Source organism: Noviherbaspirillum album, from assembly GCF_035916955.1.
Lineage (GTDB): Bacteria > Pseudomonadota > Gammaproteobacteria > Burkholderiales > Burkholderiaceae_D > Noviherbaspirillum > Noviherbaspirillum album.
On record NZ_JAWIIV010000032.1, the window covers coordinates 1 to 16,628 of the forward strand.

Annotated in this window: 9 protein-coding genes; 4 read left to right on the forward strand and 5 right to left on the reverse strand. The window is 60.7% G+C overall.

Annotated elements, in window-relative coordinates; all coding sequences use genetic code 11:
* Positions 1–304: 304 nt before the first annotated feature.
* On the forward strand, positions 305–598 hold the full coding sequence (locus tag RY831_RS25600) for a hypothetical protein (protein ID WP_326509211.1): 294 nt from the start codon (positions 305–307) through the stop codon (positions 596–598).
* A 105-nt stretch (positions 599–703) separates the two neighbouring features.
* Positions 704–1,489 carry a PP2C family protein-serine/threonine phosphatase gene (locus RY831_RS25605; protein ID WP_326509261.1) on the forward strand — a complete coding sequence of 262 codons (786 nt, stop codon included), beginning with the start codon at positions 704–706 and terminating at the stop codon, positions 1,487–1,489.
* Positions 1,490–1,658: 169 nt separating this feature from the next.
* Here RY831_RS25605 and RY831_RS25610 read toward each other — a convergent pair whose 3' ends face one another.
* From RY831_RS25610 to RY831_RS25625, 4 genes are all read right to left on the reverse strand, one after another.
* Entirely contained in the window at positions 1,659–4,613 is a 2,955-nt protein-coding gene (locus tag RY831_RS25610) for a hypothetical protein (protein WP_326509212.1), read from the reverse strand.
* A gap of 1,760 nt (positions 4,614–6,373) precedes the next feature.
* The gene (locus RY831_RS25615) at positions 6,374–7,810 is read right to left on the reverse strand and encodes a sigma-54 interaction domain-containing protein (RefSeq protein WP_326509213.1); all 1,437 of its coding nucleotides are present in this window, start codon (positions 7,808–7,810) and stop codon (positions 6,374–6,376) included.
* The gene (locus RY831_RS25620; RefSeq protein WP_326509214.1) at positions 7,807–10,866 is read right to left on the reverse strand and encodes a peptidase domain-containing ABC transporter; all 3,060 of its coding nucleotides are present in this window, start codon (positions 10,864–10,866) and stop codon (positions 7,807–7,809) included. The genes RY831_RS25615 and RY831_RS25620 overlap by 4 nt, the downstream gene beginning before the upstream one ends.
* 77 nt (positions 10,867–10,943) lie before the next feature.
* Entirely contained in the window at positions 10,944–11,696 is a 753-nt protein-coding gene (locus RY831_RS25625) for a peptidylprolyl isomerase (RefSeq protein ID WP_326509215.1), read from the reverse strand.
* Between the two features lie 324 nt (positions 11,697–12,020).
* Here RY831_RS25625 and RY831_RS25630 point away from each other — a divergent pair, with 324 nt between their 5' ends.
* Both RY831_RS25630 and RY831_RS25635 read left to right on the forward strand, forming a co-directional pair.
* Positions 12,021–12,794 (forward strand): endonuclease III domain-containing protein, encoded by a 774-nt coding sequence (locus tag RY831_RS25630; RefSeq protein ID WP_326509216.1) that lies wholly within the window; start codon positions 12,021–12,023, stop codon positions 12,792–12,794.
* Between the two features lie 85 nt (positions 12,795–12,879).
* Positions 12,880–15,795: a PAS domain-containing hybrid sensor histidine kinase/response regulator gene (locus tag RY831_RS25635; RefSeq protein WP_326509217.1), complete on the forward strand. Its 2,916-nt coding sequence runs from the start codon at positions 12,880–12,882 to the stop codon at positions 15,793–15,795.
* Positions 15,796–15,861: 66 nt separating this feature from the next.
* On the opposite strand, the gene RY831_RS25640 is transcribed toward RY831_RS25635, so the two are convergent.
* Positions 15,862–16,608, reverse strand: a complete 747-nt coding sequence (locus RY831_RS25640; protein ID WP_326509218.1) for a sulfite exporter TauE/SafE family protein — start codon at positions 16,606–16,608, stop codon at positions 15,862–15,864.
* Positions 16,609–16,628 lie beyond the last annotated feature (20 nt).

Here is a 16,628-nt window from a genome sequence, read left to right on the forward strand (position 1 = left end):
TCAATGTCGGCGTCAACCAGAACCTGACGCAGCTGCAGAATGTCGAGGTCAACACCCTCAACAATGTCGGCTCCATCGGTCCGAGCTTCGCCGTGCCGAAGATCAATGTCAGCCCCAATCAATGGGCTATGCTGAATACCACTGTGTGATGGCGGCAGGGCGAAACACTCCGGGCAAAACGCGCCGGCTTGCCCTCCATGCCGCCTGCGACCATGAGCGGGCACGCGGCTTGCAACAGTAAGCGCATGCAGATGAACGTGTGCGACAAGACGCAACACCCTGACCAACGATGCGGAGAACAAACATGGCCACCCTGACGATCAATGACCTGCCGATGAACCGTGCGCTCGACCGCAAGGCAATGACCGCCATCCATGGCGGCGGTGCGCCCTGGGTGTTCGGCTGGATGAGGCCCCACTCGGAATCAGGCGGAGGCTTTGGCGGCGTGGTGAATCTGTACCAGGTCAACAACTATCATGCCGACCAGATGATCAACCAGATCCAGGTGGTCGATATCAACAACACGGCGGCCAACTCCAGCATTAATGTGGCAGTGTCGGGTAACAGCAATAACAGCAAGGCGATCGCCAGGGTTTGAATCGGGCAGATCGGCAATACCGCGGCCGCTCCAGCACGCCGGCACGCCATGCTGCGGCAAGTTCGCTTCGATCCGCAGCCGATCATGGAGGATGCGATGAACACGATGAACACCATCAACACCATCGGCCAGCTTCACTGGACCTCCGCATCGCGCACGCATGTGGGCCTGGTACGCGATCTCAATGAAGATTCCTGCCTGGAGCTGCCCGAACACGGCATATGGGCAGTGGCCGACGGCATGGGCGGGCATTCCTTCGGCGACTATGCCAGCCAGACTGTGGTCAACAGCCTCGCGGAACTGAAGTCCGCCGACAACCTCGCCGCCTCCCTGCGCGACGCCAGGCTCCAGATCCAGATCGCGAACCGGAGCCTGCGCAGCGAGGCGGCCGCGCGCGACACCCATATCATCGGCAGCACGGTGGTGGTGCTGATAGCGTCCGAGCGGCAATGCGGCTACCTGTGGGCAGGAGACAGCCGCATCTATCTGTACCGGAATGGCAAGCTGCAGCAGCTCACGCGCGACCACAGCCAGCTGGAAGAAATGAAGGCGCGCGGCGTGCTCAGCGAGGAAGAAGCGGCCATGCATCCGCTGCGCAACATGATCACGCGCGCGGTCGGCGCCTCCGACGCGCTGGACGTCGACCAGGAAAGCGTCGAGGTCAATGACGGCGACATGTTCCTGCTGTGCAGCGACGGCCTGAGCAATGCGGTGAGCGAATCCGACATCTGCGGCGCGATGGCGCCGGGAGATTGCGCGCAGGCGTCCGACACCCTGATTTCACTCGCGCTCGACGGCGGCGGACGCGACAACATCACCGTGGTGGTGGTACGCGCCGGCGGCGAAGGCGAAACCGTGGAGATGACCAGCCTGAATCCGGCGCTGTCGTGAATCAACTGAAGGCACCGGGGCGAAACCGCTTTGAACTGCTTTAATGCCGGCGCTGGAAGCAGCGGCATGCAGCCGCGCTTCCAGCATGCCGCGTTTGACGCTCATGTTGCAGGATCAGGCTTGAATGACATGGCAATCATGCGCCGACATTGCCTGGCGCAAGCAGTGGCTATGTGCGGCCCCTGACATATGCGTCGGCTTCTCGGCTGATTTGGTCAAGTAGGGCTTCAACCTGCCCTTCAGCAAATAATGGCGTATTGATGGGCTCTTGCCGAGGCTCCAATCGTGTCGGTGAAGAAGCCTCCTGCATATGAACGTCCCTGGGGGTCTGCGCATCGTCGGAGTGTTCCGGGCTTTCCCCGATTGGAAACAACGCCCTTGCAGCAGATTGAAATGCTTCGAAACCGCGTTCAACCATTGAATGTGGCCTTGATGTTGATGTATTTGACCTCGTTGCACGCCTCGCGTCGGCACTTGCGCCGGATTCTTCCTGCACCGGCGGAAGTCCATGCCCGACCTGCGACGCTTCCACGGTTGATTGACCGGGAATAATAATTCCGAGCGCCGGACCTTGGCTGTCTTCTCCTGCGCTGACTGGCGCCGCGCCGGCGGTGGACGACAGGAAATCCAAATCCACTTTCACCAGCCCCATCTCGTAGCCCGCAAACTGCACAACCTCTTTAATTTTTTGCCTCACGGTGTTGACTACCTCGTCGGCATCGGCGGCATTTTTTTCCAGCTGCGCAATAACCCGTTGTCTCATGGCCATTGCTTCATTGTCAACCTGCGGCTCGGCCTGTCCTTGTGCCGTGGTGTCCGCTTGAAGAGTTCGTGCGATTTCGGCACGCAGTTCCTTGACGGTGCGATTCCGATTGGATGCCGTGTGCAGTGCAACCGGCGTGGCAATTATTTCTCCCGAGTTCTTAGCAATGTTGGTCAAGGTTGCGAACAATCTATGGTTAACACGGTACGCAAAGGAATTCACATGCTTCGCCCACGCATCCGTTTTCGTTAAGTCCACCAGCAACGGCTTGTCGCGTCCGGGAATTTTCAGGGGGACGAATGGCTTGAAAGGGCCTGACGTGGCATACCAGCGGCCATATAAACTGTTTCTCGGAATCAGGTCTTCCTCTTCCGGGGGCGCCTGATCGAAAAACGGTTTGCGTGCCATTGTCGCCTTGAAATGCTTCGCGGTGGGAGTGGTGACAGCGGAGCTAAACAGAATGCCGCTTTGGGAAATCGGCTGACCGGGTGCCTGCACATCGCCCGCTCTTGCGGCGTCCTCGATGCCAAGGCCGACCAGGCGCAATGCCGCGGTTCCATAAATACGGTCGCCCAGCTCCACCAAGAATTCGCCGGGTCTCTGGAGTCGCACTTTGGTCAGCTGCTTGACATGTTCGCGCGGGTCCATCAGCATTTTTGCGATGACTCCGTTCATGTCCAACTTGCTCCACTGCGCACCGCGCCGGTTCGCGCGAATGGCATCGAGCCCTTCGGTGAAGTGGATGATATCTTGTTGAAGACTATCTATCTTGCTCTGGCGCCTGTCGATTCTCTCCTGGTATTTCTGGCGGTTTGCCGCGTTGCTCCCCGCTTTTTTCAATGCCTTGCAGTCCTTGTTCAGCTGTCGATAATACCGCGCCAGGCGTTCGGTATACACCAGCGCAAACTCGTTCTGTATCTTGTCTACCGGATGAGACCACATTGCGCGTATTACGTCCGTATCGACGACAGGCCTGTTATTCTCGTCCAGTTGCGGAGTACCGTCTTCATTCCTCTTGATATAGTTGCCGCGCACGGCGTTCGAAAGTAGCACGTGATTGAATTTCGAGACCTCATCCCATCTGGCCAGGCCAATGATGACCGCCTGATGTAATGCGGCCAGCCCGACGGCGACCGGCAACATGAACGGTGCTTCGGGAGCAAGGGCGAGCGTGGCAATGGTGGTCGGCATTGAGACTACGATACGATATGGCAAGGTGCGACGATACTTTTCCATGTATGTTCTTGCGCTCGCAATCTTGAGCTTGTAGTCCGTATGATGTTTTTCCAATCTCTTATCCAGCGTTCTCAGTCTCTCGCGCAATTCTTCAAGATTGTCGGGATCTCCTTGCAATTGCTGCATGGTGTCGCGCACTTCCTGGATAGTGGTCATGATGGTGGGAGATAAATCCATCAGTCTCGGACTGGCGGCAATATTGGCGGCCATGACGGGTACGCCATGATTTCCGCTTGCAACATCCTGGATTGCATTCAGACCTATCTGGCTGAACGCGTTCAGAACCGTATTGGAAACGAGGGTCAGCGGGTACTTTGCGAATTTCTTCACCCCTTCCGGAAACAAATCGGCGCCGATAAGGCCGGCAAAACCGGCTGTTACCAGGAGATGGAGAAGTCCGTCGGATGCATCCCAGGCCCCCATCTTTCTAATATCGGCTTTTGCCAGTTCCCAGGTATCGTCGTCGATGCCGATTCCCCGGCGCAGCAAAGCAGCCGCCCTTTCATAAGCAGCTTGTTTTTGCGCCATAGTGATTGTTCTATTCTCCTTGCTTTGATAGGCAGCTTCTTTTTTCGCCGTAGTTATTGCTCCATTCTTCTTGAGCTGATTCACTTCTTCGACTATTTCAAAAGCCTGCCTGATCAATTCGAAATTAGGTTGATGCGCGCCTTCCCATCGGCGCAATTTTGCCTGGCGATCCGCCAGGTAAAGCGGCACGATGCCTTCTCCCGTCGTGAACGACGGATTGACCCGGATTCTCACGTTCCGGGCAACGAAATCTGCAAGCGGCTGGGCCGGCGCGGCCTGCTGCGCCGCGTCCGGAGCGGCGGCGTCTGGAGCTGCGACTTGAGGCGATTGCCGTTCAAACGAAAGCTCGGGGAATTCCTGCAGCAGCTCCCTGAATAATTGCTCCGTTCTTTCGCGCACCTTCGGTGTCTGCTCCGGATAGATGCCATCGAATTGTTTCAGCCTTTGATTGATTTCATCCTCGCTCAATGGCCCGGGCGGAGTCGGCGAGCGTCCCGGCTCTTCACGGACGTCGGGAAGCGGTACCGCACTTTGCATTTCCGGAGACAGCGGCTTCTCCGCCATGGGAGTCGTGGGTCCCGTTCGCACGCTGCTCATGCCTAATTTGCTGGGTTTGAACCTAAGGTCGAGCGACGTGCGCGCCGAGGCTTTCGGATTTAGTGCCTCCCCTCCCCCTTGCGAGGTGTAGGCATAGGGCTGTTGGCCAAGACCGGCATCCGCGCCCTCCCCGGCGCCGAAATGGCCAGGAACAAAGCTTCGCGCGTTGGAACTGCCTTCGCTCCCGCCAGAGGGCTCTTCGGCGCCGGTTTGCGTGGGCCAATGACCCGGCGAGCCTCCGGGGCCAAACACTGAATGCAATGACGGCAGTTTTCCCAACTCCGGCCGGGATGTCGTGGTTAGCGCGTGCCGCCGGCGCCGGCTTGCTGTTGTTTGCGGGGAGTGTGGAACCCTCGGTTCCGCTAGATCCTCAGGATTTGAGTCACTGCGCCTGTCCGCGCCCGTAGGCCCGTCTGTAAAGTACCCTGCCCGTGTGCTTTCGCCCGGGCTGTAAGGATGCAGCCCTTCGGCAAGCGTCGAGGGAATCAGATTTCCGTAGTCAGTGTAGGCAGTCCTGACCGACCCTGTTTCAGCTGTCACCGGGTAGGCGCTCTCCGGAGAAAGGGCCGTGCCGGCTGCCCCGATATTCGGGGGGAGCACGATCCGCGGTCTATCGACCGGCTGCCCCAGGCCGTGGCCCCTTGCACCGGGAACCGACGCCGGGTCCGTGTCGGACTCATCCGAAGCCAACCCTCCCGATTCGGACCGTTGTCCGGAAGGGTCTCCGCGGGATGCATGGGAAGAATCCGCGGGGTCCGGGTCGAATACCGCCGGCTCACCCTGGCGCTGCGAACGGATGGCCGCCAGTTGTGCCGGGCCGAAAGGCGGATATACGCTCCGGACCGACTCTGGACGGCTGCTTGACCCGTCTTCGTCGGCTCCTGCAATAACGACTTGCGGGATGTCCGCGTCGGTATGGTAATCGCCCGGGAAACCGCTGGGGGTGAATGGCGTGGTGGGGCGCTGCGGTTCTACAGGGGTGACCATGATCATGGGCATCTCGGGCCCGCCCCCCACCGCACCGCTCAGCACGCGCCTATCCGGTTCGACTAGCGAAGGAGAATGACCGCGTACAGGCTGATTGTCGCCCGAGACATGACTTCCAGCACGCGTATCGCGGCGGCCAAGCGGCGGCATCCGCAACAGCGCTGGACGCCCGCTCGATGGCTGGCGGTCCGCCGGCGGCCCGGAGTCGGTCGCCGGTCGCTGGCGGGATCTTGAGAGCCGCGCGGTCATTGAATGCAGAAATCCGCGCACGCCGTGATGCCTCCTGTTGACCGCTTCGGGCCGGGGCAGGGGCGGCGTTTCTGAACCGGTGGCCCGGGGCGGCTGCGGCGCAGGTTGCGGCGCAGTTTCTGGCGCATGCATGGTCGTCCGGGGATTGCGATGAAAAAATGAAGTTAATTTGCCCATGTCGATAGATAACTGCAGTTGGGTTGTCAGGAGGAGTGGGAAGCGCCCCAATAACGATAAGTACCGGCATGAGTGTTAAAGCCTCCCATTCGGTTCCATCCCTGGGGCGATCTCCGGGCTGAGAGCCCTTGACCATTCGAGCGCGAAGGGCAATGCCAATAAAGCGGCCGCAAATTGGGAATCGGGAATCGGGAATCGGGAATCGGATCTCGCGGCGTCAGGAGCAAGGACCGTGGAATGATTCAACGAAGGTCCTGATGGCTGGAGGAAACTAGCGTTTCTAATTGCTTGGCAGCAAAAATAAAATGAGTAAGTCGGCGACCGCCACGCGTGTACCGCCGGAGCGCTTACCGCCCGTATTCAACCTCGTCCGCCGCGGCTTTGCGCGGCGCGCGAAAATCCTTCGAATGGATGCCGTGCTTCTTCAGCAGCATCTGCAGGTGCGAACGGTTCATTTCGCAGCGACGCGCCAGTTCCGATACCGTGCCGCCAACTTCGCGCAAGCCTTTTTCCAGAAAGGCCTTTTCCGCCTCGTCGCTGGCGATGCGCCTCGCGTCGCTGAGGGCCCCCGGAAGCAGGGGCATGCCGGATACATCGATGTGGCGCGCACCGGATGCCGCCGGCGGCGTCAATCCGTGCAAGGACGCGGGCGCTGCGGGCACCACGGACGCGGGTGACGTTGCGGTCGTTGCGGTAGCTGCAGTCACTGCACTGGCAGCGCGCGCCGCATCGACGGACGCGCCCGGACGGATGTCGACCGGCAGATGCACCACGTCCGCCGTTTCCCCGGCCAGGCAGCTGAGCCGATAGATCAGGTTGCGCAGTTCCCGGATGTTGCCCGGGTAACGGTAATTGAGCAGGAATTCGCGCAACTGCGGCGTCATCCTGATCGGCCTGCGCTTCATCATTTCCGCCGCCTCGTCGCAGAAATAGGAAAACAGCAGCGGAATCTCATCCTTGCGCTGGCGCAGCGGCGGCAGGTTTACATGGATCACGCTGAGGCGATAGAACAGGTCTTCCCGGAAGATGCCCTCCTCGCTGAGCTTGCGCAGGTTGCGGTTGGTGGCGGCCACGATGCGGGTGTCAACCGGGATGGGTTCGTCCGAACCGACGCGCTGGATCTCATGCGCTTCCAGCACGCGCAGAAGCTTGACCTGCCCGGTCAGCGGCAGCTCGCCGATTTCGTCGAGGAAGATCGTGCCCTTGTGCGCGCTTTCGAACTTTCCCTTGCGGTCGGTGGCCGCGCCGGTGAAGGAGCCGCGCTTGTGGCCGAACAGTTCCGACTCGATCAGGTTTTCCGGGATGGCGCCGCAGTTGACCGAGATGAACGGCTTGTCGGATCGGGAGCCGTTCGCATGAATCACCTTGGCCATCAATTCCTTGCCGGTTCCGCTCTCGCCGTCGATCAGCACGGGCAGGTCGGTCGGCGCCGCCTTTTCCGCGACTTCCAGCGCATCGAGCAGTTCCGGGTTGTCGCCGAAGGTGCCTTCGAATACAAAGCTGCGGGCCAGCAATGCCTGGCGCCGTTCTCCCGGCAGGCGCTCGCGCGCTGGCCCTTCGTCGCTCTCATTCGATTCGGACGCCGCCTTGATGAAGCGTTCCTTGTGCGACAGCTGCATCACTTCATCGCGCAGGACATTGGATTGCCGCAGCAGCTTTTCAATGTCGGCGCGCTCCAGCCGGTTGGCCCAGCGCAGCGTGGTGCGGAGGATTTCTATCTTTTCGATCAGCCCCGCATAGGACATGGCGGAGTTGCCTGGCAGGCCCGGGTTATATAGCTTCATGCGGCACTCAGCTGTTTTTGCACAAGTTGATAGTACATGCCCCGGCGGTCGACAAGTTCGTCGTGCCGGCCCTGTTCCACGATCGCGCCCTCGTACAGCACCAGGATCTTGTCGGCGCGCATGATGGTGCTGAGGCGGTGGGCGATGATGACGGCGGTGCGGCCCTTGAGGATTTCATTCATGTTGCCCATGATGTTGCTCTCGGACTGGGTATCCAGCGCCGATGTCGCTTCGTCGAACACCAGCAGGCGCGGATCGTGGTAAAGCGCGCGGGCAATGCACAGGCGCTGTATCTGCCCGCCCGACAGGCCGACGCCGCGCTCGCCGACGATCTGCTCGTAGCCGAGGGGCATCTTGGCGATGAAGGGATGGGCATCGGCCATCTTCGCCACTTCCTCGATGCGGCGCCGGTCCGGGCTTTCCTCGCCGCTGGCGATGTTCTCGGCGATGGTGCCGGAAAAGACCAGGTTGCTCTGCATGACATAGCCGACCTGGGCGCGGAAGTAATCCTTGTCGATCTTGCCGACGTCGTAGCCGTCCACCGTGATCTTGCCCTCGGTCGGCGCATAGAAGCCGACCAGCAGCTTGGCAAGCGTGGTCTTGCCCGAGCCGCTGCGGCCAACCACGGCGACCAGCTCGCCCGGCTTGATGTCGAAGCTGATGTTTTCCAGCACATAATCGGTCTCGTTGCCGCCATAGCGGAAGTACACGTTCTCGAAGCGGATGTCGCCCTGCAGGTCGGGCAGTACCACGCGCGAGGGCAGGTCTTCGGGCTTCTGTTCGGGTTCCATGTCGAGCACGTCGCCGAGCCGCTCCATGGCGACCGCCGCGTCATTGAGCTGGCTCCACAAGCCGACCAGGCCCATCAGCGGACCCATCACGCTGCCCATCAGGGCATTGAAGGCCATTAGCTGGCCGATGGTCAGTTCGCGCGACAGCACCAGGTTGGCGCCAAACCAGAGAATGGTGATGGTGGTGGCGGCGTTGAGCACCTGGCTGGCCAGCGACACCACGATGTTGAAGCTTTGCGCCCGGTACTGCACATCCAGCGACTTCGCGTATTTCTTTTCCCATTTCATGCGCACCGCGCGTTCGATGCCCATGCCCTTGACGGTTTCCACGCCGCCCAGGGTTTCCATCAGGTAGGCTTGCGCATCGGTGCCGGAAGCGAAGGCTTCGCGCGCATAGTTCTTGATCTTCGGCGTGACAAGCACCGTCAGCAGCATGATGGGAATGACGAAGGCGATCAGCACCAGGGTCAGCTTCATGTTGTACATGAACATGATGGTGAAATAGATGAACACCATCAGCAGGTTGAGCACCGTGGTCACCGTGGACTCGGTAAGGAAGTTGCGTATCGTCTGGTTTTCCTGGAAGCGTGCGAGCACGTCGCCGGTCTTGCGCTTGGCGAAGAAGGAGAACGGCAGCGACATGGTATGCCGGAAGAAGTGCGACATCATCGCGAAATCCATGTTGCGCACCATGAAGTTGGCGAGATAGGCGCGGATGGTGCTCATGAGCTGGGTGAACACATTGGCGATGATGAGCCCGGCGATCAGCAGGTGCAGCAGGCCGTAGTTCTGATGCACGATCACGCCGTCGAGAATGTTCTGGATGATCAGCGGCGGCACCAGTCCCAGCATCTGGATCACGAAGGTCGCCAGGAAAAGATGCAGCAGGATCTTCTTGTAGGGCTTGAGATAGGCAACGAAGCGTATCCAGGGCGAGCGGGTCGCCGCCATCTGCACCATGTCCTCGCGCGCGGTGAACAGCAGGCAGGTGCCGCTCCAGCCGCGCTCGAATTCCTCCACCGTCATCTTGCGAAAACCCACCGCCGGATCGGCGACGCGCACATGCCGCTTCGACACGCCGTAGACGATGATGTAGTGGTATCCCTCCCAGTGCACGATGAACGGCAGTTCGAAGCCGAGCAGCGATTCATAGGTGCATTGCACGCCGCGCGTGGTGAAGCCCAGCGAATCGCCGACGCGCGCCAGGCTGTCGAGGGTGGCGCCCTGGGTCGTCACGTTGGCGAGTTCACGCAGCTTGCCGAGGGTCATCGGTATGCCGTAATGCTTGCAGATCATCGCTAGGCAGGCGGCGCCGCAATCCATCTCTTCCGCCTGCTCCACCCAGGGGAAGCGCTTGATCATCTTCTCGCCGCGCTCCGGCTCGGAAAGCAGATCGAGCCGCACCGGATGCTTGCGCCGCTCGGCCAGCTTCTTCTGGCGGTGCAGCTCGCGTTCGATGAACTGGATGCGCGCTTCCAGCGCCTCGCGCAGCTTGGGATTGCGCTCCACCAGCTGGTGCACGGTCTTTTCCGGAATCACCAGCAGCGTGGTATCGACATTGGCGGTGACGGTGGCCATCTGCTCCTGCCGCATCACGCACGCCTTCTCGCCGAAGATCTCGCCCTCGCGCAGCGTCGCCAGCGGATACTCCGCGCCTTCCTCGCTGCGCACGATGCGCACCTCGCCGTGGCGCACCACGTACAGCCTGCGGTCCTCCCGCGCATCCTGCTTCAGGATTTCCTTGCCGGCGGCAATGCGCTTGACGCCGACGCTGCGGATGAACTCCTCCAGTTCCTTCTTGTTGACCTTGCCCTTGAGATCGAACAGCCGCGCGACGAAGCCGCCGGCGGAACTGATCGCGACATAGCTGGTGACGAAGGCATAGGCCGCCGGATTCTGCATGACGATGGGACCGATCACCTGGCGCGGTAGGAACAGCAGCTCCGTCTTGGTGGACGAGCGCACCGAGGATTCATGCCGGTATTCGCGCAGCATGGCGATATCGGCGAACACCTCGCCCGCCTTGCGCACGCCCATGCTGATCTCCTTGCCCTGCTCCTCGGTGAAGATGCGCACCGATCCGCTCTTGATCACATATAGCCCGTCGGCCGCGTCGCCGGCGTTGCAGACGGTGTCGCCGAAGCCGAAGAAGCGCGATTCCGCGCTGGCCGCGAGGCGCTCCAGTTCCTCGCGGGTAAACGGCGACAGGATCTCGACAGTGGCAAGGAAGTCGGTCAGCGGATGCAGTTGGGGGGAGGTGTCCATGTGTTCGCCATCCACTTCGCTTGTTTGCGCCAGGTTGTCCTTGGTCTTGCCGGGTGATGCGCTTGCACGCGCAAGCGCTATCGCGCTTCGATGATATGTTCCTGCGCCCGCGCCAGCAGCCACTCTTCCTTGAGAAGACGGCGGATTTCGGCGGAGGATTCTTCATCCAGCCTGGCCGGATGCTTCGCATTGACCCTGAAGATTTCGAAGAAGCTGCGGTCCGGCGACGGGAACGGGCCCAGCAGCTCGCCCACCTGCGCATTGAACACCTTGGCCTCGATATCGCTCTTGAGCGAACCGCGCAGCACCTTGCCGATCAGGCCGCCCTTGTCGCGCGTATCGGCGATCGAATGTTCGCGCGCCATTTCCTCGAAGCTGTCGGGATCGTCCTCCAGCACCGAAATCATTTCCTTGGCCTTGCCCTCGGTATCGAGCACCACGTGGCTGATCTCTATGCTGTCGAACTTCGGGAAGTTGAGCTTGAAATAATCCTCGACCGCGCTGTCGCTGCATACCCGGGCCAGCATTTTTTCCTGGTAGAGCGTGTCGGTGATGTAGGTCTCGAATTCATCGAGATTGATGCGCAGTGCATCCAGGTAATTGTTCATGTCGGCTGCGCGGTGCAGACCCTGCACGCGCCGGAACTGGTCCGCGCGCTCCTGGATGTCTTCGGGACTGACGACGATGCCCTGGCGCTTCGCCGCCTTGACCGTCAGCTTGTCGCGCACGATCTGCTCGACCAGGCTTTCGAATTGTCCGCTCAGCTTGAGGGTCCTGACGAAATCCTCGAAGCCGATGATTTCATCGTCGATGCGTACTATCTCGGTCATGTCGCATGCTCCTTGAGATGCGGGGCGGAAGCGCCCGTCGCTTTATCCGCCTCGAGATTGATAATAATAAGACTGCGCAAGCCGATAACGCTGTGTTTGCTCAATGTCTGCTAGGACAATTGGTGGTTCCTGCTTAACGCATTGCAATGTGGACCGGTGGCATCTCGCCCGATCGCCGAAATCCACGAAACCATCTCGTGCCTGCTACAGTTTTTGGCGGCCCGGGCATGCATGGTTGCCCTGCGGAGAAACGATTGCCGCATTTGCGGGTCACATTGGCATTGATGGTCTGCACGTTCCATCGCACAACGACGGAAGAAAACCATGCATCAGCACACTCTCTCCCTGTTCGACACCGATGTGCCGAACGATCCGCCCGAAGCAAAAGCGCTTGAAGTGCATCGGCGGCTATGCAAGGAATACGATTGCCCGATCCGCTACTTTCATGTGCTGGATCCGCTTGCCGAGCTGGTCTCGGCGCTGCTTTCGCACCGTACGCGCAACCGCGATTCCGGGCTGGCGTTCCGCACGCTGCGCGAACGTTTTCCCGAGTGGGAACAGGTGCGCGACGCGCCGGTGGAGCAGGTGCAGGAAGCCATTGCCGCCTGCACCTGGCCGGAGCAGAAGGCGCCGCGCATCCAGGCCGTGCTGCGAGAAGTCGGCGAGCGCAGCAACGGCGACCTGTCTCTCGAGTTCCTGCGTGACTGGCCGGTGGCAAAAGCCCGCGCCTGGCTGGAGAACCTGTCCGGCGTCGGTCCCAAGACCAGCGCCGCGGTGATCTCCTTCAGCAACCTGCGCGGCAAGGCTCTACCGGTGGACAGCCATCATCATCGCGTCGCGGCGCGGCTTGGCCTCATTCCCGACAGCCTGCCGGTAGGTCCATCGCACCGAATGCTGGAATCGCAGCTGCCGGGCGACTGGGATGCGCAGATGGTTTACGACAACCATCAGATCGTCATGCGCCATGGCAAGGAAATCTGCACCTGGCGCGATCCGAAATGCCGCCAGTGCGTGCTGCTCGATCTATGTCCGCATGGTCAGGCACGATTGGCCGGCAAGCGGCCGGCTGCGCATGAAGGAGAGCAGCCGGCGAGATGATCGGCGGAAGCACACGCCGATGCAACCCCAATGCAACATTGCCGGTCTATGTGCAACAAGCCATTTAAAAGTCATCATGGAATCGATGTCGCGCCCCTCCCCTGCCGCTCTACCGGATTTTCATGCGTTATTCGATGCGACACCATCGCCGTATCTTGTGCTAGCCGCAGACTTTTCCATCGTTTCGGTTAATCAAGCTTACCTGCAGGCGACCGGCACGTCGCGCGAAGACATCCTCGGCCGCAACATGTTCCAGGTCTTTCCCGACAATCCCGAGGACCCGGCCGCAAGCGGCGTGGGCAACCTGCGGGCTTCGCTATTGCGCGTCTTGCGAAACAAGAAGGCCGATACGATGGCCATTCAGAAGTATGACATCCCGGTTAGCGGACCGGACGGGATCAGGTTTGAAGAGCACTACTGGAGCCCGACCAACACTCCGGTCCTCGATTCGGCCGGCGAAGTGGTCAATATCATCCACCGCGTGGAAGACGTGACCGACTTTGTCAGGGCCAGGGACCGTAGCGCCAGTCTGGAATCGAGAATAGACGACCAGGCACTTGAAATCGAAATGGCCAATCGGCGGCTGCGCGAAGCGAACGACGATCTCGAAAAGCGGGTGGCGGCACGAACGGAGGCGCAACGCCGTACGGAGGAAGACCTACGCGAAAGCGGGAAGCGATTTCGCCTGATGGCCGATTCGATTCCGCAGATTGTCTGGATTGTCGATGACAGCGGCCGTGCCGTGTACTTCAACAAGCAGTGGTCCGCGTACACCGGTGTGAATCTCGACACCATCCTGCCGGAGGAAGTATCCGGAAACTTTGTGCATCCCGGGGACCATGCGATCACCATGCAGGCATGGGAGCTTGCGCAGCGGGGAGGGCAGGTCTTCAGCATCGAACACCGGATTCGCTCCGCCTCGGGCGAATACCGCTGGTTCCTGGTGCGTGCGGAACCTTACCGGGACCCGAACTCGGGAAAGATTTCCTTGTGGTTCGGTACTTCCACCGACGTCCATGACCGCAAACTGGCCGAAGCCGCACTCAAACGCAGTGAAGAACGATATCGATCGCTGTTTGAATCAATCGACGAGGGCTTTTGCATCATCAAGATGCTGTTTGATGAAGACGGCCATCCTTTCGACTACCGGTTCTGCGAAACCAATCCGAGCTTCGAACAGCAGACCGGCCTGCTCGACGCGGTTGGAAAAACCATGCGTGAACTGGCGCCGGAGAATGAAGCGCATTGGTATGAAATCTATGGCCGGGTTGCCATGACCGGCGAATCGATCCGGTTCGAGAGCGAGGCCAAGGCGCTGCGCCGCTGGTATGACGTGTTTGCATCGAGGATCGACGAAGAAAGCGGTCCGAAGGTCGCGCTCCTGTTCAAGGATATTACCAACCAAAAGCGCTTGACGGAAACGCTGCGCCGCAGCGAACACGCGGCGATTGAAGCCGCTCGCCAGGCCGACGCCGAGCGTCACCGGCTGGATGCGGTGCTGCAGGCAGCCCCCGTGGGAATCGTGGTGAGCGACGCTGATGGCGCAATCCTGCTTGTCAATGCCGCGCACAAGCATATCTGGGGTGCGCAGCATCCGTATGCGAAAAACACCGATCAGTTCAGGGAGTGGAAAGGTTGGTGGGCCGATCATTCGGAAAGACACGACCGGCCTCTGAAGGCGAGGGAATGGGCCACCGCCCGCATCCTGGCCGGTGAAGAGAATCCGCGCGACACCGTGACTATCGAGTCGTTTGAAACGCCCCCCGTACGCCGCACCGTCCTGATCACCGGCGCCCCGGTCAAGGACGGCCAGGGCAAAATCGCCGGCGCGGTGGTGGCACAGATGGATATCAGCGACCGGATCAGGGCGGAGGACGCATTGCGGCAAGCCGATCGTCGCAAGGATGAATTCCTCGCGATGCTGGCTCACGAATTGCGCAATCCGCTGGCGCCGATCGCGGCGGCTGCCGACTTGCTCGGCCTGTGCCGGCTCGATGAGGCGAGGCTCAGGCAGACCAGCGACATCATTGCGCGCCAGGTCAGGCACATGACCGAGCTGATCGACGATCTGCTGGATGTCTCTCGCGTTACGAGAGGATTGGTCAAGCTCAGCAAGGCAAAGCTCGATGCAAAACGGATCCTGTCCGATGCGGTCGAGCAGGTGCGGCCATTGATCGAGGCGCGCCGCCATCGACTGGCAGTTCATACGCCCCCGGATACCGCTTTCGTACTGGGCGATGTGAAGCGCCTGGTACAGGCCATCGCCAACCTGCTCAACAATGCCGCGAAATATACGCCTGAGGGAGGCGACATCGTCCTGAGCATGGAAGTGGACGGTAGCCATATCAAGATTGTTGTGTCGGACAATGGCGTGGGCATGACGCAGGAGCTGCAGTCGCGGGCTTTCGAACTGTTTGCCCAGGCGACCCGCACGTCCGACCGTTCGCAAGGCGGCCTGGGAATCGGGCTGGCATTGGTGAGGAGCCTGGTCGAGCTGCACGGAGGAAGCATCACCGTTCACAGCGACGGGATCGGCAAGGGAAGCCGGTTCGTGGTGTGCCTGCCCCATCTGGATGAAAGCGCGGCTTCGCTTGACGACAATCCTGGTACGGTGGCGCTGCAATCCCCGGGCAAGTCATTGAAGGTGATGGTGGTCGATGACAATGTCGATGCGGCGCGGATGCTTGCCATGTTCATCGAAGCCTTGGGTCATCAGGTGCTGGTGGAACACCATCCCCGCAGGGCGATCGAACGCTCCCGGATCGAAACGCCGGATATCTGCCTGCTCGATATCGGCTTGCCCGACATGGACGGCAACGAACTGGCGCGACGGCTTCGGTCGCAGCCTGAAACGGCACAGGCAATCCTGATTGCGGTTACCGGATACGGCCAGGAACAGGATCGCGACGCCGCGCTGAACGCGGGCTTCGATCATCATTTTGCAAAGCCGGTGGACAATGCAAAACTGACTGTCCTGTTGGCCGGTGTAAATAAAAAATGACCGCGACCCTCTTTCCGGCGAACCGGTAAACGGGATGACGATTCAAACCAGCGCGATCTTGGATTCTCAGATAGGCCGTACGAACAGGCCTATGGTCAGCGCGACGCCGATGCAGACAACGGCAATGCGCAGCGCTTTCTCGTTGACCCTATGCAGCGCCCACGAACCGCACAGGCCGCCGATGATGGCGCCGCTGCCGAGCACGATGGCTTCCCGCCAGTGCAGTTGCGGCGAGGTGAAGAACAAGGCCACCGCCGATGCATTCATCACGCCGGCCAGCACGTTCTTGGTGGCGCCGGCATTGCGCGTCGGCAGGCCGGCCATGGTCAGCGCCGCGAGCATCAGGAAACCGATGCCGCCGCCGAAATAACCGCCGTAGATGGCGATCACGAATTGAGCAAACGCCGTACCGAGCGGGCCGAGATGGACGCTGGTGCCGCCGGCGCCCGGCTTGCGGAAGAAACTGCCCCAGGTGAATACGACCGTCGCGAACAGCACCAGCCATGGCACCAGGCGGGCGAAGACCGAGGACGGCGTTTTCAGCAGCAGCAGGCCGCCTACCGCCCCGCCCAGGATGCTGACCACGAACAGCGCGCGAAACGGCAGCGCGCCGGCGCCGGTCACCAGCTTGCGCCCCGCCAGCCCGGCAGTGACCTGCCCGGGAAAGAGGGCGACCGTTGAGGTGATGTTGGCCGCCAGCGGCGACATACCGGTCAGCATCAGCGCCGGCAGGGTCACGAAGGAGCCGCCGCCGGCAAGGGCGTTCTGGAGACCGGCCCAGAGGCCGGCGACGAAGATGATGACGAGGAGCATGAGGGTGGGGAAGTTGCGTT

Coding starts and splice junctions, on each gene's coding strand:
- RY831_RS25600 (WP_326509211.1), top strand. CDS start 305: ATGGCCACCCTGACGATCAATGACCTGCCGATGAACCGTGCGCTCGAC.
- RY831_RS25605 (WP_326509261.1), top strand. CDS start 704: ATGAACACCATCAACACCATCGGCCAGCTTCACTGGACCTCCGCATCG.
- RY831_RS25610 (WP_326509212.1), bottom strand. CDS start 4,613: ATGAGCAGCGTGCGAACGGGACCCACGACTCCCATGGCGGAGAAGCCG.
- RY831_RS25615 (WP_326509213.1), bottom strand. CDS start 7,810: ATGAAGCTATATAACCCGGGCCTGCCAGGCAACTCCGCCATGTCCTAT.
- RY831_RS25620 (WP_326509214.1), bottom strand. CDS start 10,866: ATGGACACCTCCCCCCAACTGCATCCGCTGACCGACTTCCTTGCCACT.
- RY831_RS25625 (WP_326509215.1), bottom strand. CDS start 11,696: ATGACCGAGATAGTACGCATCGACGATGAAATCATCGGCTTCGAGGAT.
- RY831_RS25630 (WP_326509216.1), top strand. CDS start 12,021: ATGCATCAGCACACTCTCTCCCTGTTCGACACCGATGTGCCGAACGAT.
- RY831_RS25635 (WP_326509217.1), top strand. CDS start 12,880: ATGTCGCGCCCCTCCCCTGCCGCTCTACCGGATTTTCATGCGTTATTC.
- RY831_RS25640 (WP_326509218.1), bottom strand. CDS start 16,608: ATGCTCCTCGTCATCATCTTCGTCGCCGGCCTCTGGGCCGGTCTCCAG.